Here is a 22274-nt window from a genome sequence, read left to right on the forward strand (position 1 = left end):
ATGATCGCGCGAAACGATCGAATTCCCAGGGCTGGACGGAACAGCCGCCCCATTCATGTCGTCAATGCCGTTGCGCTCCTGTTGTGGGGGGGCACGGCCTATGCCGCCACGCCGAACGCCGGCGACATGCCCCCGGTGCCGCCGGGGCGCGGCCATGCGACACCGACACATAGCCGGGCATCCGCCGAATCCATATCGGTTACGGGGTCGCACAACGTAACCGGCGGCGGATTGATGGCACGTGAAGTGCTCGCGAAATCCATCAGTTCGGTCGGGCAGGCCTATATCGCCACGCAGAACCCGGGCGCGAACTCGCTTCAGCTTGCCCGCCAGCTTCCCGGCGTCACCGTCGCCAGCGGGTCGCCACTGGGCGGGTCCAACGAAATCCATATGAGTTCGCGCGGGCTGGACCAGCCGGAAATCGGCTATCTTCTCGACGACGTACCGCTGAATTTCGTGCTGACCGGCAATCCGAACATCCAGAGCTGGACCGATTCCGAGAATATCGAACGTATCAGCTTCGCCCAGGGCGCATCGGATATCCAGGACGCATCCTATTCGGAAGTCGGCGGCTCCTTCGTGCTGAAGACGCGCGATCCATCGAAGAGATTCGGTGGCTTTTTCGATGCCTCCTACGGCAGCTACGACACCCATCGCGAATTCATCCGCCTGGATACGGGCGAACTCGGCAATAGCGGCGTCAGTGCCTATGCCTCGTTTTCCGACGTCATGGGCAACAACTGGCGAGGTCCCGGCGGGCTGGAAAGGCGTCATGTCGATGCCAAGCTCAAGAAAGTCTGGAATGACCGTGCCTTTTCGTCGATCGGCCTGACCTATGACAACACGCTTTTATATCCCTATATGAAACCCACGCTGGCCCTATGGAAACAGAATGGGATCAGCAACAATTATTCGGCAACCTATAAGCCTGGTTCAACAAATTATTACAAGACGCTTCCCTACGACTGGGTTCCGCTGGAACTGTCGATGCACAACCAGGTCACGACCGGCTGGGGCGACCGGATCGAGATCAATCCCTATGTGGCGATCAGCCAAGGTTATGGCGATTCGTCACTACTGACCAACCCGTCGCCGAATTATGTCGGTAACCGGCGCTACAATGAAACGCTGTCCGGCCCATCGGAAACCGCGAAGGGGATCAACAGCGCCTCGGTCCAGCGGATCTGGGACGTGTACGAGGGCGCCAACATGTTCGGCGTCATGAAACGGGGCATCAGCACCACCACGGTGGGCTACTGGGTGCAGAACCAGCATGGCAGCTTCGGTTTCCTGACCCAACCCGTGGGCACCAACGGCGTTGCGCTGGACCAGACGGGCCGGGCCTCGTTCGTCTTCAGCGATGGCACCCGCTACTCCACGCAGAATGCCAGTGAAACAACCCTCCTGAACTCCCTTTATATTTCGGAGAAGATTTCCATTCTTCAAAACCACCTGACGATAGAGGGCGGCTTCAAGGAAGTTTTCGTCAACCGCTCGTACCAGAATTACCTGCCCGGTGGCTCCAATGGATCGATGTTCGAGACACGCCACCTGCCGCGCGTGCAGATCCGCTGGGCGCCCAATGAACATCATCAGGTCTTCGTCGACGGCACGACGAATTTCATGCTGCCGCCGGGAAATAGTTTCTTCGAGAACTGGCGCCCCGCATCGGGTACGAAGAGCAAGGCCGTCTCCATCCCGCCCGACGAATATTCGATCGCCGAGGAAATCGGCTACCGTTACACTGGCGCCTTCAATGCCACCGTCACGTTCTTCAATGCCAACATCACCAACCGGCAGGTCACCACCAGCACCGACCCGACCAATCCCAACGCACCGACGCAGACGGTCAGCGGCGGCGGCCAGACCAACCGAGGCATCGACGGCGAAATCGGCACGCGCCGCTATTACGGCTTCAGCGCGTATGTTTCGGGCGAATATCTTCATGCCTCGGAGGACAATAATATCCCGTCGGGCGGCCTGTATCTGCCAACCCGGGGCAAGAGCGCCGTCCGCAGTCCGAAATGGCAGATCGCCTTTACGCTGAACTATGAGCATGGGCCCTTTTTTGCCGATTTCGACATCAAGCATGTCGCCTCGCAATACTCGACCTTCATGAATGACGAGAAAATGCCGGCCTACACGATCGCAGACCTGGGCCTGGGCTACAGGTTCAAAAATATCGGGCCGCTCCGTGTGCCCGAATTCAAGCTGAATTTCTCCAATATCGGCGACAACCACTATCTCGCGGGCATCAACAGCGTGACGGGGAACGCCAGCGGGCACCCGACCTATTTCGTCGGCTCGGGCTTCGGCATGTTCGGCACGATCGCGACGGGCTTCTGACCGCCGAGCCCACATGAGGGGAACAGATCCATGCGGTACGGGATTGGCATTGGACCAGATGACGCGATGATCGATGGAGTGAAACAGCCCGAGCGGGGGCGGAGAACCATCCGTCATTCCGCCCCATTGCGGGCGGTCCATTGGTTGACGGTGGTTCTGGTCGGCTTTCTGTTCGTGTCGAACTGGCTGCGCGAGGCCAGTCCGCACGGCACGGACATTCGGAAATGGTGGTTGCAGAGCCATGAACTGGCGGGCCTGACGGTCTTTGCCTTGACGTTATGGCGGCTGGGGCTGGCCAAGGCGCCCGGGACCGGGCGGCTGGCACAAGGAGGACATGCGGTATTCTATGCATTTCTGCTGATTCTGCCGATATTCGGGTTCCTGTGGGCGTGGTTCGGTGCCTCCACGCGGATTGCCTTCTGGACCCTGTCGGCATCAATGCCGCGCAATATGTTTATGGTCCATGTCGCCAGCATGGTGCATAGCCACCTCGTGGCCTATGTGTTTCTGGCGTTGATTGCAGGGCATGTCCTGGCAGTCTTATGGCATATACTGGTGCGGCGTGACCGGTTGCTGTCTCGGATGTTGTGAACAGCGACGCTTGATGGCCCAAATTCGGGGAGCACGCCAGACAATTCACAGACCTCACTCAAAACTGAGGGCACTTTGGTGGGCATGGTCACGCAGTGTACGGCTATCAATGATCAATGATCGCGGCCGTGGGTTCCTCCGCCCGTCCGGACGCGAGGCGCAGCAACGCCCGCAGATCCTGCGGTGCAGCCTCGGTCATCAGAGTGAGATAAGGAACCACCAGCGACCACTCCTCGTCGCTGACGTCAGACGGATACGGCCTGCGAGGGCAGAACAGGGCTCATCCAGTTCCATTAGACCCAAGCGTCGCAAAAGTACGTAACACCCTCTAGTGGTTCGAGCACCTTTCACCATGTCACCGCGCGACCGGATCAAAAACCTCGACTATATAGTCGGGCAATTCGAACCGGTGCGTGGGTGCGCCGAAGGTAGCCGTGACGGGGGCCACCAGTAGGGCCTGCGCTACAGGGAATTTGTCGACCACCACGAAGAAGGGGCGATCCCGACGGCCGAAGCCTGAGTACCAGTTCTCGTTGCCGATCAGGAAGACGGGGACGATCTTGCCCACCGACTTCCCGCAACCAACGGGGTCCGTGCAGGCGGCGACCGTGCGCACGCGCGCTGCGCCGCGCGTTCCGACGGTGATGATCGAAGCCGACCAGTATGAGGCGTAGCCGTCGGTGAGATGTTGTCGAATGAGGAGATCCGCCAACGCCTGCTGTCTCGGATACAGCAAGGTCGGCGCCGGTCTCGCCATGGCATAGTCATAGCCGAGCAGGGCGATGGTCGCGCCAACGGTGAGGCAACCATAGGCCACGACCGATCGGACGGGCGGCAGGGTTCTTCCCATCAGTATGGCGAGGAAAATGATGGCCGGTATGAAGTATCTCGCCGTATCGATATTCACGAGTAGACTACTGACGGTAGCAGACACAATGTCGATGACGGCGCCCGCCAGCAGGAGTTGATCGATCAGGGTTGGCTCAGGGGCCTCGTCCGCTCCGCGGACGTATCGAACAATACGGCGGAATGCGGTCCAGAGCACCCAAATCATCGCCAGTATCAGGGGGAGCCGCACCAAAAAGAGGGCCGCGCCGCTCAAGCCCCTGCCGAAGAAATTCGTACCGGTCAGCACGAGAAAGCTGTTGAAGGCCAGAGAGAGGTTTCGGGGCAGGTCTTCGACCGAAACGAAGCTCAGAGGGGTGGGCGCGACGCGGATGCCGCCGTGAGCCTGGTTCCACGCCACGAAGTATTTGGCGAGGAGGGCGGCCGCCACGACGGTGGCGAGCACTACGGCTTTCCCCCCGTCCCTGCGCTTCAGAAGGCCGATGGCCATGACCAGGCTTATGGCGCCGACCCCGATGACGAGCGCCAGCGGATCGCCGGCGACGGCGAGGAAGGTGGTAAGGCCGAGCGCGATTGTGGCGATTTTGCTCTTGCGGCCCGCCGTCGAAGCGATGGGAACGAGGAGGAACATGGCAAGTATGTAGATGATCGTTCCGATGTGGATGGGGGATAGGACGATCAGGTTCATCGGCGGGTTGTTGCGCAGGATCGGCAGGGCGACAATCGCTGCGACGGGCAGCAGCGCGAACCGGAACCGGGAGACGCCCGCTCCAGTCGCCACGGCCGCCAGCACGACCACCCCGGCCCAGTCGAAAGCCGAGCTCAGCATCATGATGATTGGGTGGTTGCCGAATAAGGCGATCAGCGCCGCCTCGAAGGCGAGGTCCGAGGTCCAGAACGTGTCGCTGCCCCACCACCAGCCTTCGAGCCGCCAGTTGCCAGCCGCCATATCCGCAGCGGCGAGATAGGCGCCAGCGGTATCGGAATTACCCGGGTATTCGGCGAAAGCCCAATAATAGATCCAAGTGAGCACCAGGGTGGTCAGCAGAAGCAGCGTGAAGACGACCGCCGGGCGAATCCAGCCGGAGGCGCTGCGCGATGTCATGATGCTCTTTTCATAGAGGAATAGTTCTGGCCCGTATCGGCATCTTGCTCCCAACCGAACCGGCTGCGGATCAGGTATAGGGGACGCTGCTTTACTTCCTGGTAGATGCGCGAGACGTATTCGCCGAGCGTGCCTATGGCCAGCATTTGCAGGCCGAACCCGCCGAGGATGAATACCGCGAGCGACGGATAGCCGGCCTGGTCGCGGCCGAACATCAAGGTCCGCAACACGATCACCAGCGCCCAGAGGAAGGCCGCGGCGGCGGCGCCGCCGCCGACATAGCTCCACACGCGGATCGGGGCGCCGGAAAAGGCGGTGACTCCGTCCAACGCAAAATTCCACAGCTTCAAGTAGCGCCAACTGGTTTTGCCGGCGGCACGTTCAGGCCGCGCATAGGGGACGGCCACCTGGCGGAAGCCCACCCATGCGAACAGGCCTTTCATGAAGCGGCTCCGCTCCGGCAGCCGCCGCAGGGCCAATACCACTTCGCGATCCATCAGACGGAAATCGCCAACGTCGCCCGGCATATCGACCGTACTCAAGCTGTTGAAAAGCGAATAGAACAGGCGAGAGGTCAATCGCTTGAACAGGGTGTCGCGGCTACGGTCGACGCGCAGGCCGTACACCACATCATAGCCGTCCTCCCACCGGTCGACGAACTCGGAGATCACGCTCGGCGGATCCTGCAGGTCGACGTCCATGGGCACGATCATGTCGCCCTCGGCGGCGTCCAGCCCTGCGGTGAGGGCAACCTCCTTGCCGAAGTTGCGGCTGAAGTCGATCACCTTGATCCTTGGATTGCGTCGACGGTGAGCCAGCAGGATCGGCAGGGTCGCATCGCGGCTGCCGTCGTTGATGCAGATGATTTCATAGGCGGTGACGCAGGCGTCGAGCACCGGCTCTAGCTGCTCGAAGAACAGGTCGAGCACGGCCGCTTCATTGTAGGATGGGGCTATAACAGACAGACATTTGCCGCACCGGTCACGCCGGGTCGCAGGCGTGACTTCAAGATTTGCGCCCATGCTCCACCGCCCTCGTCCAACGTACTGTGAACGTAGGTTCCCGGAGGCCGGCCAACAGTTCATACCCCCCGAAATCCGCCGCGTTCGCGCCGGGTGATCGGAAGCGGGTCGAGTGCCGGCGTTGTTTTACGCGTTCTTTCTGGGTCGGCGTGTCTCGCCCGATCACAGGCTCCATTGAACCGTCGAGCGCTCGCGCTAACCGAGCCAGAGATCTGATTGACCTTCAGGCAGCTGGATCGTGAACGCTGCAGTTGTTAACCCAAACGCATGACCCCTCCCCCTTCACCCCTTTTTCATCCGGAACAATTTGGTGGATCGAGACTCTGCATTCCTGGAATGCATGGCTGACCGTCGGTCTGGCGACCGGCCACGCCGCCGCCCTCTTTCACCAATTCCTCCTCAGGAACCACGTGTTGGCACGCATGCTGCCTGCTGGAACGCTCCTGCTCCTCATGGCTCGGCAGGCCGAAATGCAGACGCGCCTAACCCTGGCCCAGGCACAATCCGGCCGGCTATCCGATACGGTCGGCCTGTTTCGGGCCCTCGGGGGTGGCTGGTGGAACAGAAAGACCGCAGATCCACGACCGGTTCGTGACCACGTGCCATAACGCGCTTCTGTTCACCCCACGCCTGTCGTCCAAAGTATATCTCTGTCCCATGCTGTTGCCACTTATCTCTATTTTTTTCAAATATGACAGCAGCCCGATATCAGTTACGCCGTATCGGAAATAAGATTCCTGACCTTCATCTTGCAGGAGAATAAGAGTCATGATGCAGAAATTCCTTCCTGCGCTCACGATTGCGGTCATCACCACATGGGTGAACGTGGCACCTGCCGCAGGCGCCCAACTGGCCCGGTCTGTCAGCACGCTCAACCGCGCTGGCGCGCAGTTTGCCCTGCAGGCCGCGATACGTAGCGCGACGCAACTCAACGCCCCTTGCGCCATAGCCATCGTCGACCGCTCTGGTGGCCTGATGGCCTTCGATCGTTTCGACAATGTCCGTGCCGGCAGCCCGGATCTGGCACTCGGGAAAGCACGAACCTCCGCGCTGCTGGAGCGTCCATCCGAGGAAACGGAGGACAATACCAACAAGGGCCGCACCGCCTTCGTCACCGCTGGATTCATGGCATTGCGCGGCGGCATGCCGCTGAAAGTCGGGGATACGGTCGTGGGTGCCATCGGCGTTGCCGGCGTCAAGAAGGAAAACGATGTCCGCGTTGCGACAGACGCCGCCCTGGCGTTCTCGAAAGAAGCAATGGAGCACTGACTTGGTCGATCACCCTCTCCATCCGCCGTTCTACGCCTGCTATGCCTTCCACGTCGCTTCTAACGGCGCAGACGCTGGAGCGGATCGGCGTGCATGCTCTCGACATCGGCCCATGGCTGCATATCCCGCGACCCGGATTATCCCGGATTGCCTGGTTCATTCCGCCTCGCAGGGCAACGCGACCGATACGGTCCGACGCGCGCGATGCCAGAGCCACACTGCGGTCCAGACAGCGAAGATCGTATAGCCGTCGGGGGTGAGGAACACCTGATTATTGGCCGGGAAATAGAACATCATGGTCGTCGTGAGCGCGAACAGTATCGCGGCCGGATCGCTCATGCCCGCGGCTGCCTCGCGCCACCAGATGCCCCACATATAGCCTATGAGCCCCAGCACCAGCGCCGCGCCGGGGAAGCCGACATCGTTGGCAATCCATGTCACCAGCGTCGACCAGTAATATTCCTCCAGCCACTCGTGTTCGCCATTGCGGTACGTGTAGGTGCGTAGATGCGGCGTGCGGTCGCCGGTCAGCGTTTCATACATGGTGAGCGCCACCGGAGAATGACCGACGCCGAACGAGGATTCGAAGGGGTTCCGCAGCGCGAGGTCGAGCCCATAATAACCGGAGCAGGTGGAGAGAATGAACAGCGTGACGCCGAAGCGCTGCTGAGGCGGCATCCAGGTGATCCAGGGATTGGCGAGATCGGCGCAGATATTCGTGGCGTTCGCGCAGACGCTGCTGCGCGGCAGATGCCGCGCATTGAGACGAAGATCCTTGCGCTCGGTATAGAGAGCCTGGGCGGCATACACGAACAACGCCCCCGCCAGGGCCCAGCGCCAGAAGCGGCGCAGGAGGACCGTGCCGCGATGGCCAGCCGCCCAAGCACGGCCGTATAAGACGAACATGGCCGAAACGCCGATCACGAACAGATCGGCGATTTCCTTGTCCGTCCCACGCATGAGGGAAAACACGATCGAGCAGGCGGCGGTTACGGCCACTGAAAGCCGACCACTCCAACCGATATCGCGCCAGCGCAATATGCCAAGCGGCAGCACGGCGTATACGAGCGGCGCAAAAAACGCGCGCGCCAGGGCCATGGCGCTATGATGGCCGGCGGTGGACACCAGATTGGCTTGCAGCCGCCGGTACGCAGCACCCTGGTCGCTCATGGCGTCGAGCAGCTCCCAGGGGCCCCGGCCCGTATAGGTCACGCAGGAGGGCGTCAGTAACAGAGCCGCGGCCAAGGCGCCGGCGACGAGCAGCGACCGAACCCCAGACAGAGGCGCGGTCAGCCTTGTCGGGCCTTTCGAGCCGGTCCATGCGGCGGCGCCGATCACGAGAAGGCAGGTCGAGACGTAGGCGACAAGCCGCTCCCATTCCTCGATATGATAGATCGGCCAATTGATAGGCCAGATCAGGAACAGCAGAAACGTGGCCGCGATCCAGCCGAGCACCAGGAACAGGGGCAGGCGGGGAATGCCGGCGGGCGTAACCACCGGCAGGAAAGCCGGGCACGCGAGCCGCCGGGCAATTCGGGATTGAGGCGAAATCATCATGTCGGGCGAGCGTGGTCGAAAAGACCCAAGGTTCGACGCACGCCCGACTGAAACGACAAATGGCGCTGATAATAGTCGTGGCCGGCGTGCCCCATGGCCTTGCGCGCTTCCTGGGGCATATCCGCCAGGGATGCGATGGCTTCCGCGAGGGCGCACGGGTCGCCGGGCGGCGCAACAATCGCGGCTTTGGATTCGACGAGCAATCGTGCCGCCTCTCCCGCCAGGCCCGCGACGATGGGCCTGCCCATGGCCAGGTAGGCCTGCACCTTCGACGGGACCGTGATGGCGAAGAGCGGATGGTCGGCGAGATGCACCAGCAAAGCATCGGCCTGGGCGAAAATCGCGCCTATCGCATCCTTGCTGATCGGGCCGTGGAACTCCACATTCGTCAAGCTCAGGGCTTCGGCGCGGGCGCGCAGAGGCTCAGCCTCCACGCCACCGCCGTAAAGCCGGATCAGGATATCCGGCTTCCGCTCGCGCAACCGCACCGCAGCGTCCAGCACCGTCCCAAGATCCTGGGCGCGGCCGAGATTGCCCCCATAGACCACCACGAAATGATGCGGCACGAGCCGTGCCTCCCCCTCATTGATCGGAGGCTCGGCCTCCGCCCAGTTCCGGATGGTGACGAGCTTGTCGGCCGGAACACCATGGGCGTTCAGCGCGATTTTCATGCCTTCCGACTGCGCCACGATGGCATCGCTTCGCCGATAGACGAAGCGGCAGAGCAAGCCGACCAGCCGCATGGAGCGCCGTCCGCCCGCCATGCCCGTGGCCGCGAGCGTGTCGGGCCAGAGATCCTGCACGTCGAGGATGAAGGGCAGCCGCCGCCAGAGGCCGGCAACCGCCGCGGCCAGCCCTACGGTGATGGGCGGATGATACACGTAGGCGATATCGAAAGGTGCGCGCCGAAGCAGAAGATAGACGAGCGCGGAGAGAAAGAACGAGAGATAGTTGAAGGACCGCCGTAGCGACGAGGAGTCGTGGCTCGGATAAAGCGGCAGCCTGACGACATTCACGCCGCCTATCACCTCCTTGTGGATCAGCCGCAGCCTGTAGCCCGGATAGAGCCGGCCGGTGGGATAGTTCGGGAAGCCCGTCACCACTGTCACCTCATGCCCGGCCGACTGCAAGGCGCGCACGAATTTCGTTCCCTTGATGACGTGCGTTTCGGGGTCGAACCATTGCGTCAGATAGACAATACGCATTCGGAGCCTCCGCCATCGGCTTTGAACCCGTCGACACGGCAGAGGGACCCAACGAGGGGTTGCCTTGACCTGCTATCCGGTATGGTGCCGGGGAAAGCCGCGTATGTCATCGAAAGAAAGCCCCCGCCTGTCCCGTTTCTCCACCGAAGGGATGCTCTGCGCCAAGCAGGCGGGCGCGCCCCTTCCCCGGCTCCTTAGTGGCACTGCGGGCGCCGTACGGTTCATCCTTCCGGAGTCCTGCGTCGCAGAAATCGAGGATCGGGTGGAAAGCCCAACCGCGCGAAGAGGCCCGAGAACAGGAAATCGTGGCAGGATATGGCTGGCCTGCTTGTCCCCGTCATGCGTCGATGAACCTAAACCTTTTCTCCCCGTTCGGACACAAAGAGAAGATCTGCCGATGGAAGGAGGACAAGGTGACCAAAACCAATCGGATCGATGCACGCCTGAAGACGCGGCTGACCGTAATGGCCGTCGCGACGCTGCTCGCGGCCGTGCCCGCCGCTATCCCCGCCACCGCAGCCGCTCCCGCCGCTCCCGCTCATGCCGGTGGCCACGAATATACCGTGGTCATCGACGATATGGATTTCGGCCCGACACCGGATAATGCGAAAATTGGCGACACTATCGTGTGGGTTAACCACGACAGCGTGACGCATTCGGTGACGGCGCGCAACCACAGCTTCGATATCCGGCTCGGCCCCGGCCAGAGCGCGAAGATGCCTCTCACCTCTTCCGGGCGCATCGCTTTTTTCTGTCTGTTCCACCCGTCCATGCGCGGTGTGTTGAATGTCGCGCCATGATGACGTTTCCGGCCGCCTGATGCGATCTCTACTCCCCTCTGCTCCCATGGAACGCGAGGTCACGGAGAGCTGTCGGCCGGTCCACGATTAATCCGATATCGGAATTCATACTCCGGGGATGCCGGCCGATATCGTCGCCACTCTTTGAATCATTGAACGCTGCAGGGCCCTCCCGGAACACAGATCGCACAAGGTGCGAGAGGCGTCGTGGAGAATGGTCATGGTCGAGAGCCCCGGTTTGGACGCAGCGGCATGACGGTGCTGAACGTGCGGGAGGGTTACCGCCTCTGGGCCGCGACTTATGCCAACGAAAACGCCATCTCCTCGCTCGAAAACAGGCTGGCGGCGGCAATGACGCCGTCCCTCGGCGGCTTGCGGCTGCTCGATGCCGGGTGCGGGGTCGGGCGTCGGCTGCACGAGGCGGGTGCCGCGTCGGCGCTTGGCATTGATATCAGCCCCGAAATGCTGGCGCAGGGGGCCGCGCGATACCCGTCCATCGACACGATGGCGGCGGATATCCGGCAGCTTCCGCTGCCGGACGGCTGCTTTGACGTGATCTGGTGCCGTCTCGTGCTCGGACATCTGGCGGATTGCGCGCCCGCCTATCACGAACTGGCGCGCGTCGCCGGAGCGGGTGCCCGTCTTGTCGTTACGGATTTCCATCCCGATGCACACGCCGCGGGGCACCGCCGCACGTTCAGGAGAGCCGGCGCCGTCCACGAACTTGAACATTATGTCCATGATGTCGCCGCACATCTGAACGCGGCGGAGGCGGCCGGTTGGCGGCTTTCGGCACGCAGAAGCGCGGCCATAGGCCCCGCGGCCCGGCCGTTCTACGAACAGGCCGGCTGTGCCGCGCTCTATCCCGCGCATCAAGGTCTGAACGTCGTGTTGGGCCTCGCCTTTGTGCGAGAGGCGTAGGCATGCGGCTGCTCATCCGTGCCAGGAACCGTCAAATCGCCGTTGACGCCGGCAAAATCAGCGATGTTCGGGGTGATTTCGACCTGGTCCTGAACTTTCCTGATGCCGAGATCCACCCCGGCCTGATCAACGCCCATGACCATCTGCACCGCAACCATTATGGGCGCCTGGGCCATCCGCCCTATCGGAATGCCTATGAGTGGGCGGTCGACATCCAGGCACGGGAGGCAGACCGCATCGCCTTGGGGCGCGCACGTCCCCGCCGTGAAGCATTGCTGGAAGGCGCATGGAAAAATCTGTTTTCCGGCGTGACCACCGCGGTCCACCATGATCCGTGGGAAGCCGATTTCGATGCAGGATTTCCGCTCAAACTGGTCCGCTTGCGAAATGCCGACTCGCTCGGCATGACGCCGGAACTGGCAGGCACGGTCGGGGAAGGTCCATTCTGTCTCCATGTGGCGGAGGGCGTGGACTTCCGTGCGGCGGCCGAAATCGACGCACTTGCCGAACGCGGGGTACTGGGGCCGGAACTCCTGGCCGTGCACGGCGTAGGTATGGACGCCGCGAGCCGCCGCCGCTTCCGCGCATCAGGGGCGGCGCTGGTCTGGTGCCCGAGTTCAAACCTCTTCCTGTTCGGGCGAACCGCGTCCGCGGCTCTCCTCGCGGAGGGGGTGGACGTGCTCCTGGGGAGTGATTCCCGTCTGACGGGTTGTGGGGACCTGCTGGACGAACTTGCCTGCGCACGCCGCCTCGGAATGCTCGGCGATGGCAGGCTGCTTGCAGCGGTCGGCGCCACGGCGGCGTATCGCCTGGGGCTGCCGGTACCGTCACTGGAAACCGGTTCGATGGCGGACCTCGTCATCCTGCGCAGACCTATTCTCGAAGCCTGCGCCGAAGATGTCCTTTTGGTCCTCGTGGATGGTGTTCCCCGCATCGCCCATCCGTCGCTCGGCGCTTCTCTCGCGCCTTTTTTTCAACACGCCGAGGAGCGAACCGCAGGCGGAGTCGTCCGCTGGACGGCCCTCCCCGCGGCAGCGTGGACGCCGTTACAATGAATCATATTCGCGTCTGGACCGTATTGCTCGGCACGATGATCGGAATGCCCGCCCTTGCCGACGAGCCGGCACCGGCAAACGCCACCACGATGTCCCCCTCAACCGCCAGCACAGACTTCGATCTGTTCTCCAAAAACACCGTGTCGGTGCTGGCGGACTGGCGCCTGGCAGTAGCCAACGGCGCAACCTCGTTCGTGAATGGCGGCTTCGGCAAGACCCGTCTGCAGGGCGACGGGAATGGCGGCTTCAGCACGATCTTCGCCCCGTTCGAGGCGGACGTGGTCTGGAACCCCAGGCTCGGCAAAATGTTCAGCGCCAACGTCTCCGGTGCCTGGCAGCGCGGTCATCATGATGGTTTCGACCTGATGGAAGCGTTTCTCAATTTCCTGCCCGACCAGTCCCACAGGTTCCGCTTCTCGGGGAGAATGGGGCTGATGTGGCCCGAGATCTCGCTGGAGCATTCCACCGGCGGCGCCTGGAGCGTCGTCAACACCATTACGCCGTCAGTGATCAACTCCTGGGTCGGGGAGGAAGTCAAGGTTCTCGGTACCGAAATATCGGTGCATACGAATCTGGGGGATCATGATTTCGGCCTCACCGGCGGCGTGTTCGGCTGGGACGACACGTCCGGCACCTTGCTGTCCTTCAGGGGCTGGGCCCTGAATGACATCAAATCCACCGCTCTCGGTTCCTTTCGCCTCCCGCCGCTCAACAATTTCATCACGCTCCTGCAGCAGCACAAGACGGACAACACCATCGAGATCGACCATCAGCCCGGATGGTATGCGCGGCTTGACTGGCACCCGCCGCAGCCCGTCGACGTGGCACTGTTTTATTACGACAATCGCGGGAATCCGCAGGCATTCACAGCCGCTGATCAATGGGGCTGGCGCACGCGGTTCTGGAACCTGAGCGTCAACGTGCGCCTGGGGCGGCGGACCAAGCTCCTGGCGCAGGGCATGACCGGATCGACCATCATGGGCTTTCCCGAAAACGGGCGAAACTGGGTCCACACCGATTTCCGCTCGGCCTATGTGCTGATCGTGCATGATTTCGGGCCATTGGCCCTCACGGGGCGGATCGAGGGATTCCAGACCCGGGAGCATGGCAGCGAAATGCCGCCGTCCAATAACGAGGATGGCTGGGCCGCCACGGTAGCCGCCCGCGTACCCATCGATCGCTACTTCACCGCCTTCATTGAGGCGATGAACGTCAACAGCCGCCGCGGGACGCGCGTTGCCCTGGAAGGGCTCGCCTCGCCCTTCGAAAGTCAGGCCGTGTTCCAGATCTCCCTGCGGGCAAAAATTTGAGCCATCCCCTGCTAACGGAGCGCCGGCGGTGAACAGTATTCCTCCGCATTTTCTGAGTCCCTCGGACCGCCTTGTCACCGTCCCCAAGGGCGACAGCACAGGGGAACCCCACAAAGCCCGGTGGAGGCGGATTCTGCGCCTGGTGATATTCTGGCGCTGGCTGATCGCCGGAGGCGTCATTGGCGGCGCGTTGCTCGGAGGGCTGGTCTCGCTGCTCACCACCCCCCGATACACGGCGACCACCGAGCTGCAAATCGCCCGCGAGACCGCGCAGATCGTGAATCTCGGTGCCACGGCGCACGATGTCTCCATCGGCGACCAGGAATTCTACCAGACCCAATACAGCCTCCTGCGGTCGCAGGCCCTGGCCGAGCGCGTCGCGAGCGATATCGGCGCGCCCGACAGTCCGGACTTCTTCGAGATCTTCGGAAAGCGTGACAAATTTTTCGAAAACGCCGGCGCTTCCAGCAGAGACAGGCGCCGCGAGATCGCCGGCAAGATCCTGCTGAGCCATGTGACAGTGGTGCCGATGCACGGCACCAGCCTGGTGGATATCGACGCCACAACACCGTCGCCGGCGCTCTCGAAAGATATCGCGCGGCTCTGGGGCCAGGATTTTATCGCCGCCAATCTCGATCGCCGCCAAGCGGCGGCCGTCTACGCACGCCGGTTCCTCGGCGAGCAAATTGCCGATCTCCGCGGGAAACTGGATGAAGCCGAACGGCGCGCTCTCCAATACGCGACGAGTCAGGACATGGTGGACCTCACCTTGCCCAATAACGACCAGCGAACGGGCGGCTATGACCCTGCTCAAGCCAGGCTTTTGGCCAGCGAGGCCCTCGTGACGATGAACGCTGCGCGCGTCGCGGCGACTACCGAGCGCATAAACGCCGCCAGCCGCCTCGCCGCCGTGGGCGACCAGCCGGATGCCAGCAGCGACGCGCTTGCCTATCGGGCGCTCGGCCTCTTGCGCAAGGAACGCGCTGATGTCGCGGCCCAGTACGACGCGGCGGCGAGGCAAGGCCCCGGCGACGCATCCGCCAGACAGCTTCGTGCGCGGCTCGATTCCCTGGATACGTCGATACGGGCCGAGGGCAGCCGCGTGCGCACGGCCCTCCGGCAGGCCTATCAGGGGGCGCTCGGGCGTGAGCAAGCCTTGAGCCTGCAGGTGAACGCGATCAAGGAATCGCTCGCCGAGCAACGCAAACGTTCGATCCAATATGCGATCTACCGGCGTGAAGCCGACAGCGACCGAATGCTCTACGAGGCGCTGCTGCAACGCTCCAAGGAAATCGGCGTCGCCGCCGCGCTGGAAAGCAACAACGTGACCCTCGTCGGCGCCCCCCGCTTGCCAGACCGGCCCTCCTCGCCGAATATCGGGGTGAATCTGGCGCTGTTCACCTTGGCAGGCACGCTCGCCAGCGTGATCGCGGCACTGCTGCTGAACGGGATCGACAGGGGGATCAACGAGCCGATCGATTTCGAGGAGAAGCTCGTCCTGCCGCTCCTCGGGGTCGTGCCAAAGCCGGCAGTTCCGGAGGCGGCGAACGGCGGGACCGCGGAGATGCCGTTCGCCCTGGCGGAGGCTTATCTCGAAATTGTCGCGAATCTGGCCCTGTCTTCCGTGCCACCGGAAGTTCCGGCTTCGATCGGCGTCATCTCCACCTGGACGCGCGAAGGCGGTACGGCGACCGCGATCGCCCTGGCCCGGACGCTGGCGCGCGGCAGGCGGAAAGTCGTCCTGGTCGATGCCAATCTCCGAGCCCCTTCGCTTCACCTGCCATTCGCGCTGGAGAATGGCCCCGGTCTCGCCAACCTCCTGGCGGGCGATGCGAAGCTCGACGACGTGCTCCGTATGACCGCGATTGAAGGACTGTCCATCATCCCGGCGGGCGATGCGCCGGATTTCCTGGTCTCCAACGGGCTGGAGCAGCTTCTGGCGGAGTTGCGGACCCGCTTCGATCACGTCATCGTCGATTGCCCGGCGCTCGACGGCCATGCCGAGGCGCCACTGATCGGTGCGGCGAGCGCCGCACTCGTCTACGTGGTCGCAGCCGGGGTTGCGCCGGTAGCCACCATCCGCATGGCGCTTCGCCGCCTGGGCGATACCAGGATATCAGGCGGCATATTCACGATGTATGCCCCGAGAATCCGGCAAGACGGCGTCCTCAAGCTGTGGAAGCAAGCGTGACGTCTTCGCGAAGCCGGAATTGCATACTCCCGCCGCATGATGGGCAAAAGCCCGCGATCCAGCGTTCTGCCATGACCGGCGCGGATTTCGAAAGAGAACGTGGCAGGATATGAGCAACACTCTGGATGGAGCGGCTGTCTGGCGGACACGGTTCGCGAGAGGACTCGAGACGACCGGCCGGGTGGCAACGCTTATGCTGCCGGTTTTCCTGGTTCATTTTCGTGGCGTGGCGGAAGCATTGCTGGATGTCCTCGGTGGGGCTTTTCTGCTTCGAAGCATCCAGACCGGCCAATGGGCCTGGACCCGGTGCGCCTTCGTCCTGCCGGCCTTCGCATGGTGGGGCTGGATTGTGGTATGTTCGATCCCTCATATCCATGCATTGACGCCAGAGGCCATCGGCGCGTTCATCCAGGCTATCGTGGCAATTCGCTTTCCGCTGGCAGCCTTCGCGCTCGCCTTCTGGACCCTGCGCAATCCGTCGACGCGATCCTGGCTGCGCCGGATCATCGTCGTCTCCGTTGCCTATATCGGCGCGCAACTTCTGCTACAGGCCGTCAGCGGGCACAATCTCTTCGGTAATCCGCGCTTCGTAGACGGTAGTTTGACCGGCCCCTATGACAAACCACGCGCTGCGGCACCATTCTCTCGGCTGGCCCTCCCGGTCGCGCTTTGGCTGGGGGCATGGCTTCTCATCCATGCGCGAGCCGGTTTTCTACGCCGTGTGGCGTTCACGGCGATATTGCTGCCGGTCGTCGTGCTGCTCATCCTGGCGGGACAGCGCATGCCGTTTGCAGCCTTTCTGCTCGGCATCGCGGTCGCGACCGTCATATTGCCGCAACTGCGTCTCCAGGCATTGGCGGTGCTTGCTCTGTCCCCTGCGATCGCAGCCGCCACCGCCGTGATCGCGCCCCGGGCGTTCGAACATCTGGTCAGGAAGACCGCTTCGCAACTCGGCGATTTCGCTGCCTCGCATTACGGACTGATCTACAACCGCGCGCTGCTGATGATCGGCGCACATCCATGGCGGGGCCTTGGCTACGATGCGTTCCGGCATCACTGCCGCGACGAGGCGTTCCTGCGCGCGGGCGCGTTCGCATCGGCGGCCGATGGCGGCGGCAGCGAAATTTGCGTGCAACATGTACATAATCACTGGCTTGAGGCGGCGACCAATGGCGGCCTGCCGGGGCTGCTCCTGTTCACCCTGATGATCGCCGGATGGCTATGGGCACTTGCTATTCCCCTGAAGCGGTCCGCCATGCTGAGAAGCGACCTTACGGAACGTGCGTGGCAGGCGGGGCTGTTCGCCGCGTTCTTCGTCCAGGAATGGCCATTCTCGTCGAGCAGTGCGTTTCTCAACATGCCCCTCGGTGGCGTGGCTTTTCTCCTTCTCGGGATCGGACTGCGATACGGGGCGGCGGCAGCGATTCCAGAAACGACCCTCCGCGATCCACGAATGAACGATTTCCTTCACGCCGTTACGGCTTCAACCGCCCTTCGAACATGGAAAACTTCATCCAGACATATCTTGGCGGCATGGCGAACCCCCGGTCCTCCCGCAAGCGCCTCGGCTGCCCGGAGAAAACCATGCGCGTCCCCGAACGGCACGGCACGGCCGACGCCGTAGCGTTCCAGCAGAAGTGCAAATTCGCTTCCCGCCTCGACGGCAGCGACGACGGGCAGTCCGGCGCGCAGATAATCGGTCGTCTTGCTGGGAATGGTGAATGAGGTCACGCCGGGTACGGTCGCGACCATCCCCACTTCGCAAGCCCCCAGCAGCTCAAGATAGGAATCGCGCTCGAGAGGCGGTCGCCACAGCACGTTTCCATGGACCCGGGCCCGAAGCATCGGCGCAAGGCGCCCCTCACCCACGAACAGGAACAGAAGCGGCGAGCCGCTTGTCTGCCCGAGCGCCGCCGCTGCCAACATCTGCTCAAAGCCTCGCCCTTCGACGAGCTGTCCACCAAAGACGGCTATCGGACGGTCCTCGGGAAGATTGTGCAGGCGGCGTATGGCCGCGCGGTCCACGGGGGGAACCGGCGTCGCGTCCGACCAGATCGGAGCAACACGGACCGATTGCTCCGGGCTCACGCGGAATCTCCGGCGCAGGTACTGGGCGTTCTGGGGCAAGGTGCAAATGAGAGCAGTGAACGCCCCCATCAGGCGCTGCTCCCATGCTCGGGCGATCCAGTATGGCGGCCCGCCCGGAACGAGCCCGATTTCACGATGATGGTCGGGAAAGAAATCCCATATGAAAAGAAGCCGGCGCTCGATGCCCGCGCGGCGAATCGTGTCGATGAAGGGAGCGAAAGCCAGTGCCGGCGCCCAGGCAATGAAGACATCGAACCGCGTGAGGTCGAAGCGCGTGCGGACCAGCCGCCCCGCACGCCGGCCGGTCATTACGAACTTGCTTGCATGACGCAGCAGCCGTCCGAACCCTTCCAGAAGGCGTGGCGCACAGCGTACCACCCGTATCCCCTTCCATTCCTCGTCCACGCCGTCCGCGTCCTCCGAGGCCCCGTCCCAATCGACGAGCAACACCTCGACCTCGTGCCCTTCGGCCTTGAGCGCCAGAGCGAGTTCGTTCGTCAGATAGGAAGATCCGGGCCTGGTCGGAAATTTCATGCAGGCCATCAGGAAGCGCATGAGGCCACCGTCATGATTCTTTCCAGACATTCCGGCGGACGTAATCAGTGTAGCTCAGAATGATTCGTACCACCTTCCTCGACACGTCGGTTGCGGCGTAATCGGCAGGGAGAGAGGGCCGCCATGCCGCCTGCCGGTCGAGAACGACGATGCCCCGCAGCACGTTTTCCAGCCGCAGGCCGGTCATCATCACCGCCGCCTGCTCCATCGCCTCCGGCCGCTCATGCGCCTCCCGCAAGTTCAGCGCCGGAAAGCCGAGGATGGACGACTCCTCGCTGATGGTACCGCTATCAGAAAGCACCGCATGCGCCTTGAGCTGCAAGGCATTGTAGTCGAAGAATCCAAAAGGTTTCATCAGCCTGACGCGCCTGTCGAGGTCAAGCCGCGACGCTTCCAGCCGCTTGCGGGTGCGCGGATGCGTGCTGACGAGAACCGGTTCGCCATAAGCGGCCGCGACGCCGCACAGCGTTTCGACCAATCGGGCGATCTGAAGGTCGGACGCGACGTTTTCCTCCCGATGGACGCTGGCGAGAAAATACCGGTGCGGTTGCAGCCCCAGCCGGTCGACCGCATCCGATGCCTCGATTCTCGTGCGATAGTGATTCAGCACTTCCCACATCGGGCTGCCGGTCTTCACAACGCGGTCCGGCGGCAGGCCCTCCGCCAGCAGATAGTCGCGCGCGATTCCCGAATAGGGAAGATTGATATCCGCGGTGTGATCGACGATGCGCCGGTTCAGTTCTTCAGGCACGCGCTGGTCGAAGCAGCGATTGCCCGCTTCCATATGAAAGATCGGAATGTGACGACGCTTGGCTGGAATGACCGTCAGGCAGGAATTGGTGTCGCCGAGCACCAGCATCGCGTCCGGCTTTACCGCTTCGAACACCGCGTCGGCGGCGATGATGGCCTTGCCGATCGTCTCCGCCGCAGAGCCGCCGCCGACACCGAGAAAATGGTCGGGAGGGCGCAGGCCGAGATCGCGAAAGAATATTCCGCTGAGTTCATCGTCGTAATTCTGGCCCGTATGGATCAGCAGATGGTCGGTCGCCTCGTCCAGGGCCGGAATCACGCGGGAGAGACGGATGATTTCCGGCCGCGTCCCAACCACCGTCACGACCTTCAACGCGCCCTTGCTCATACCGGACACGGATATGTATCGGGTCGGAGCGGGTCGAAGGCCTCGTTGGCCCATAATAGGCAGACCAGCATATCCTCGCCTCCATTGGTGACGTCGTGTGTCCATCCCGGGATCGTCTCGACGATCGTGGGCTCTCCAGCGCTCACCTTCACCTCGAACCGTTCGTCGCTCGAAATATTGCGGAATCTGAACCTGGCCTGGCCATGGACGACGAGAAATTTTTCGACTTTCGAATGGTGGTAATGCCCCCCCCGGATCACGCCGGGGCCGGAGGTGAACACCGAGAATTGGCCGGCCGCCTGTGTCCGGAAGACCTCCATGAAGTTCCCGCGCGGATCGGTATGCGCGGTCAGCCCATAGGTAAAGGCCGATTCCGGCAATGCGGCGACGAACGTGGCGTAAAGCGACCGTTCGAGATGCGATTCCATATCGCCGATCCGGCCGAGGCGTCGATCTCCGGCGAAGGCCGACAGAATCGAGGCCACCTCGCCCACGCTCGTCTCATGGACAGGTCCCGCCTCGTGAAAGCCGCTTTCGACCGTTGGCCGCCGCAGCAATCCGCACCAGTGCTCGGTCAGATCGTCGATATACAGCAGCGACAACCGCGCGTTCGGATCGTCTATCCTGATCGGAAGATCGCGCGCGAGGTTGTGGCAGAAGGTGGCCACACACGAATTATAGTTTGGCCTGGCCCATTTCCCGAAGACGTTCGGCAGGCGATAGGCGGCCACCACGGCCTCGCCGCGCCTGTCGAGCTGGAACAGGGCTTCCTCGGAAGCCTTCGTCGCGCTGCCGAAAGCCCCCGGCGTGGTGATCCTGCGCGACGAACTGTAGACCACGAGCGGGCACCGTCCCGCCTTCGCGATTTCGGCCGCCAGGGCATGGGTGAAGCGCACGGACCGGTCGAACTCATCGGGCTCGCGCGGCCTGATGGCGGCAGCCAGATGGAAGACCGTGTCCGCATGCGCCAGCGCGGCCGCGATCTCCGCCTGTGTGCAGCCCCGCATGAGAATCCGCACATCATAGCCCGCTTCCCGCAGGCGCCAGACGAGATTGCGGCCTATGAAACCGCCGGCGCCGGTTACCGCAACGACCCGCGCTTCAGAACGCATCAGGCTCACCACCGGCAAGAAAGGCCTGCACGTAAGGCAGGTTCCTCAGCATCGCGGCCATTTCCGAAACATCCATAAGGCGGGCATTGAGTGAGTTGAAATCATCCAGCCGCGCAGCCGATGGTTTGCCGCTTCTGAAATGCACGTCGTAATTCAGGTTGCGGTTATCCGGCGGGACACAGAAATATGTCTCCCGGTCCTGCGCGACCGCCATCTCCTCGCGGCTTAGCAGCGTTTCGAAATGCTTCTCGCCATGACGCGGACCGATGATGCGGATCGGGTGATCCGGCCGTCCCATGACCTCCAGAACCGCCTGGGCTAATTTCTCGATCGTCACGGCAGGAACTTTGCGGACGAGAATCTCGCCGTTTCCGCCAAACTGAAAGGCATCCAGGCAGAGTTCCACCGCTTCATCGAGCGTCATGACAAAGCGCGTCATATTCGGATCGGTGATGGTGATCGGCTGGCCGCGCCGCACCTGATCCATGAAAAGCGGCACCACGGAGCCACGCGAGGCAAGCACATTGCCGTAACGGGTGCCGGTTATCACCGTCCGCTTGCCCGATGCCTCGCGCGACTTCGCGACCATTACCTTTTCCATAAGGGCCTTCGACATTCCCATCGCGTTGATCGGGTAGACCGCCTTGTCGGTCGAGAGGCAGACGACGCGCTGCACGCCCGCGCGAATGGCGGCGTCCAGCACGTTCTGCGTCCCGGTCACATTGGTGTTTACGGCCTCGATCGGGTGGAACTCGCAGGACGGCACCTGCTTCAGCGCCGCGGCATGGTAGATGAAATCCACATCCCGACAGATGCCTTCCATCGCGCGGAAGTCGCGCACATCCCCGACATAATGTCTGATCCTGCCGTCGGCGAAGCGCCGGCGCTGCTCATCCTGCTTCTTTTCATCCCGGCTCACCACCCGCACTTCCGCCACCGACAACGCAAGGAAATGCTTCAGAATCGTCGAACCGAATGAGCCTGTGCCGCCGGTGATCATGATCGTAGCGCCCGAGAAGTTCCTCGGTTCCGGGAGCTCGGCGTGAAGCTGCGCGCCGCCCGGAACGCACTGAAGGTCCACGTCGCCAAGGTTCGTTTCAGGGGCGATCGGCGTACGCATCCAGTCCATTCAATGCCTGCCTTCCCTCAATCTTGGGATGAGT

Annotated in this window: 16 protein-coding genes and 2 pseudogenes; 9 read left to right on the top strand and 9 right to left on the bottom strand. The window is 62.6% G+C overall.

The annotated features are described in order from the left end of the window. Entirely contained in the window at positions 1-2346 is a 2346-nt protein-coding gene (locus HLH36_RS12575) for a TonB-dependent receptor (RefSeq protein WP_182986700.1), read from the top strand. 30 nt (positions 2347-2376) lie between these two features. Continuing rightward, a complete protein-coding gene (locus tag HLH36_RS12580) occupies positions 2377-2937 on the top strand; it encodes a cytochrome b (RefSeq protein WP_182986701.1) in 561 nt (186 codons plus the stop codon). Positions 2938-3115: 178 nt separating this feature from the next. Here the strand turns inward: HLH36_RS12580 and HLH36_RS20270 are convergent. The 3 genes and pseudogenes from HLH36_RS20270 to HLH36_RS12590 all read right to left on the bottom strand — a co-directional run. Next, positions 3116-3214, bottom strand: a pseudogene (locus HLH36_RS20270) (IS5/IS1182 family transposase); the annotation flags it as partial. A gap of 78 nt (positions 3215-3292) precedes the next feature. Beyond that, a complete protein-coding gene (locus HLH36_RS12585) occupies positions 3293-4888 on the bottom strand; it encodes a hypothetical protein (RefSeq protein WP_182986702.1) in 1596 nt (531 codons plus the stop codon). Continuing rightward, positions 4885-5910, bottom strand: coding sequence for a glycosyltransferase family 2 protein (locus HLH36_RS12590; protein WP_182986703.1), 1026 nt, complete (start codon positions 5908-5910; stop codon positions 4885-4887). Before HLH36_RS12590 ends, HLH36_RS12585 begins: the two co-directional genes overlap by 4 nt. 768 nt (positions 5911-6678) lie before the next feature. On the opposite strand from HLH36_RS12590, the gene HLH36_RS12595 reads away from it, so the two are divergent. Next, complete coding sequence (locus HLH36_RS12595; RefSeq protein WP_182986704.1) at positions 6679-7179, top strand: GlcG/HbpS family heme-binding protein; 501 nt, start codon at positions 6679-6681, stop codon at positions 7177-7179. Positions 7180-7335: 156 nt separating this feature from the next. Here HLH36_RS12595 and HLH36_RS12600 read toward each other — a convergent pair whose 3' ends face one another. Together HLH36_RS12600 and HLH36_RS12605 are read right to left on the bottom strand one after the other, a co-directional pair. After that, positions 7336-8634, bottom strand: coding sequence for a hypothetical protein (locus tag HLH36_RS12600; protein ID WP_182986705.1), 1299 nt, complete (start codon positions 8632-8634; stop codon positions 7336-7338). A gap of 98 nt (positions 8635-8732) precedes the next feature. Continuing rightward, on the bottom strand, positions 8733-9875 hold the full coding sequence (locus HLH36_RS12605) for a glycosyltransferase family 4 protein (RefSeq protein ID WP_220792825.1): 1143 nt from the start codon (positions 9873-9875) through the stop codon (positions 8733-8735). Positions 9876-10354: 479 nt separating this feature from the next. On the opposite strand from HLH36_RS12605, the gene HLH36_RS19820 reads away from it, so the two are divergent. The 6 genes from HLH36_RS19820 (at position 10355) to HLH36_RS12635 (ending at position 17842) form a co-directional block, all read left to right on the top strand. Then, positions 10355-10741 (top strand): cupredoxin domain-containing protein, encoded by a 387-nt coding sequence (locus HLH36_RS19820; RefSeq protein WP_182986707.1) that lies wholly within the window; start codon positions 10355-10357, stop codon positions 10739-10741. Positions 10742-10993: 252 nt separating this feature from the next. Continuing rightward, positions 10994-11662, top strand: a complete 669-nt coding sequence (locus HLH36_RS12615) for a class I SAM-dependent methyltransferase (RefSeq protein ID WP_182986708.1) — start codon at positions 10994-10996, stop codon at positions 11660-11662. Between the two features lie 2 nt (positions 11663-11664). Then, positions 11665-12717 carry an amidohydrolase family protein gene (locus HLH36_RS12620; RefSeq protein ID WP_182986709.1) on the top strand — a complete coding sequence of 351 codons (1053 nt, stop codon included), beginning with the start codon at positions 11665-11667 and terminating at the stop codon, positions 12715-12717. Then, positions 12714-14027 carry a hypothetical protein gene (locus tag HLH36_RS12625; protein WP_182986710.1) on the top strand — a complete coding sequence of 438 codons (1314 nt, stop codon included), beginning with the start codon at positions 12714-12716 and terminating at the stop codon, positions 14025-14027. The genes HLH36_RS12620 and HLH36_RS12625 overlap by 4 nt, the downstream gene beginning before the upstream one ends. Positions 14028-14055: 28 nt before the next feature. Next, positions 14056-16218 carry a Wzz/FepE/Etk N-terminal domain-containing protein gene (locus tag HLH36_RS12630; protein WP_182986711.1) on the top strand — a complete coding sequence of 721 codons (2163 nt, stop codon included), beginning with the start codon at positions 14056-14058 and terminating at the stop codon, positions 16216-16218. Between the two features lie 193 nt (positions 16219-16411). Continuing rightward, complete coding sequence (locus HLH36_RS12635) at positions 16412-17842, top strand: O-antigen ligase family protein (RefSeq protein WP_182986712.1); 1431 nt, start codon at positions 16412-16414, stop codon at positions 17840-17842. Positions 17843-18285: 443 nt separating this feature from the next. Here HLH36_RS12635 and HLH36_RS19825 read toward each other — a convergent pair. From HLH36_RS19825 to HLH36_RS12650, 4 genes and pseudogenes are all read right to left on the bottom strand, one after another. Further along, a pseudogene (locus HLH36_RS19825) lies at positions 18286-18891 on the bottom strand (glycosyltransferase); the annotation flags it as partial. Next, complete coding sequence (wecB, locus tag HLH36_RS12640; protein ID WP_182986756.1) at positions 18872-19999, bottom strand: non-hydrolyzing UDP-N-acetylglucosamine 2-epimerase; 1128 nt, start codon at positions 19997-19999, stop codon at positions 18872-18874. The pseudogene HLH36_RS19825 and the gene wecB, both read right to left, overlap by 20 nt. Beyond that, the gene (locus HLH36_RS12645; RefSeq protein ID WP_182986713.1) at positions 19996-21111 is read right to left on the bottom strand and encodes a polysaccharide biosynthesis C-terminal domain-containing protein; all 1116 of its coding nucleotides are present in this window, start codon (positions 21109-21111) and stop codon (positions 19996-19998) included. The genes wecB and HLH36_RS12645 overlap by 4 nt, the downstream gene beginning before the upstream one ends. Next, entirely contained in the window at positions 21101-22231 is a 1131-nt protein-coding gene (locus HLH36_RS12650) for a polysaccharide biosynthesis protein (RefSeq protein ID WP_246376776.1), read from the bottom strand. The genes HLH36_RS12645 and HLH36_RS12650 overlap by 11 nt, the downstream gene beginning before the upstream one ends. Positions 22232-22274: the final 43 nt, after the last annotated feature.

Origin of the sequence: Gluconacetobacter aggeris, assembly GCF_014174395.1 — a bacterium.
Lineage (GTDB): Bacteria > Pseudomonadota > Alphaproteobacteria > Acetobacterales > Acetobacteraceae > Gluconacetobacter > Gluconacetobacter aggeris.

What these genes read in the sequence shown, in the direction of transcription:
- HLH36_RS12575 (WP_182986700.1), top strand. Translation starts at nt 1, where the DNA reads ATGATCGCGCGAAACGATCGAATTCCCAGGGCTGGACGGAACAGCCGC.
- HLH36_RS12580 (WP_182986701.1), top strand. Translation starts at nt 2,377, where the DNA reads ATGCGGTACGGGATTGGCATTGGACCAGATGACGCGATGATCGATGGA.
- HLH36_RS12585 (WP_182986702.1), bottom strand. Translation starts at nt 4,888, where the DNA reads ATGACATCGCGCAGCGCCTCCGGCTGGATTCGCCCGGCGGTCGTCTTC.
- HLH36_RS12590 (WP_182986703.1), bottom strand. Translation starts at nt 5,910, where the DNA reads ATGGGCGCAAATCTTGAAGTCACGCCTGCGACCCGGCGTGACCGGTGC.
- HLH36_RS12595 (WP_182986704.1), top strand. Translation starts at nt 6,679, where the DNA reads ATGATGCAGAAATTCCTTCCTGCGCTCACGATTGCGGTCATCACCACA.
- HLH36_RS12615 (WP_182986708.1), top strand. Translation starts at nt 10,994, where the DNA reads ATGACGGTGCTGAACGTGCGGGAGGGTTACCGCCTCTGGGCCGCGACT.
- HLH36_RS12620 (WP_182986709.1), top strand. Translation starts at nt 11,665, where the DNA reads ATGCGGCTGCTCATCCGTGCCAGGAACCGTCAAATCGCCGTTGACGCC.
- HLH36_RS12625 (WP_182986710.1), top strand. Translation starts at nt 12,714, where the DNA reads ATGAATCATATTCGCGTCTGGACCGTATTGCTCGGCACGATGATCGGA.
- HLH36_RS12635 (WP_182986712.1), top strand. Translation starts at nt 16,412, where the DNA reads ATGCTGCCGGTTTTCCTGGTTCATTTTCGTGGCGTGGCGGAAGCATTG.
- wecB (WP_182986756.1), bottom strand. Translation starts at nt 19,999, where the DNA reads ATGAGCAAGGGCGCGTTGAAGGTCGTGACGGTGGTTGGGACGCGGCCG.
- HLH36_RS12645 (WP_182986713.1), bottom strand. Translation starts at nt 21,111, where the DNA reads ATGCGTTCTGAAGCGCGGGTCGTTGCGGTAACCGGCGCCGGCGGTTTC.
- HLH36_RS12650 (WP_246376776.1), bottom strand. Translation starts at nt 22,231, where the DNA reads ATGCGTACGCCGATCGCCCCTGAAACGAACCTTGGCGACGTGGACCTT.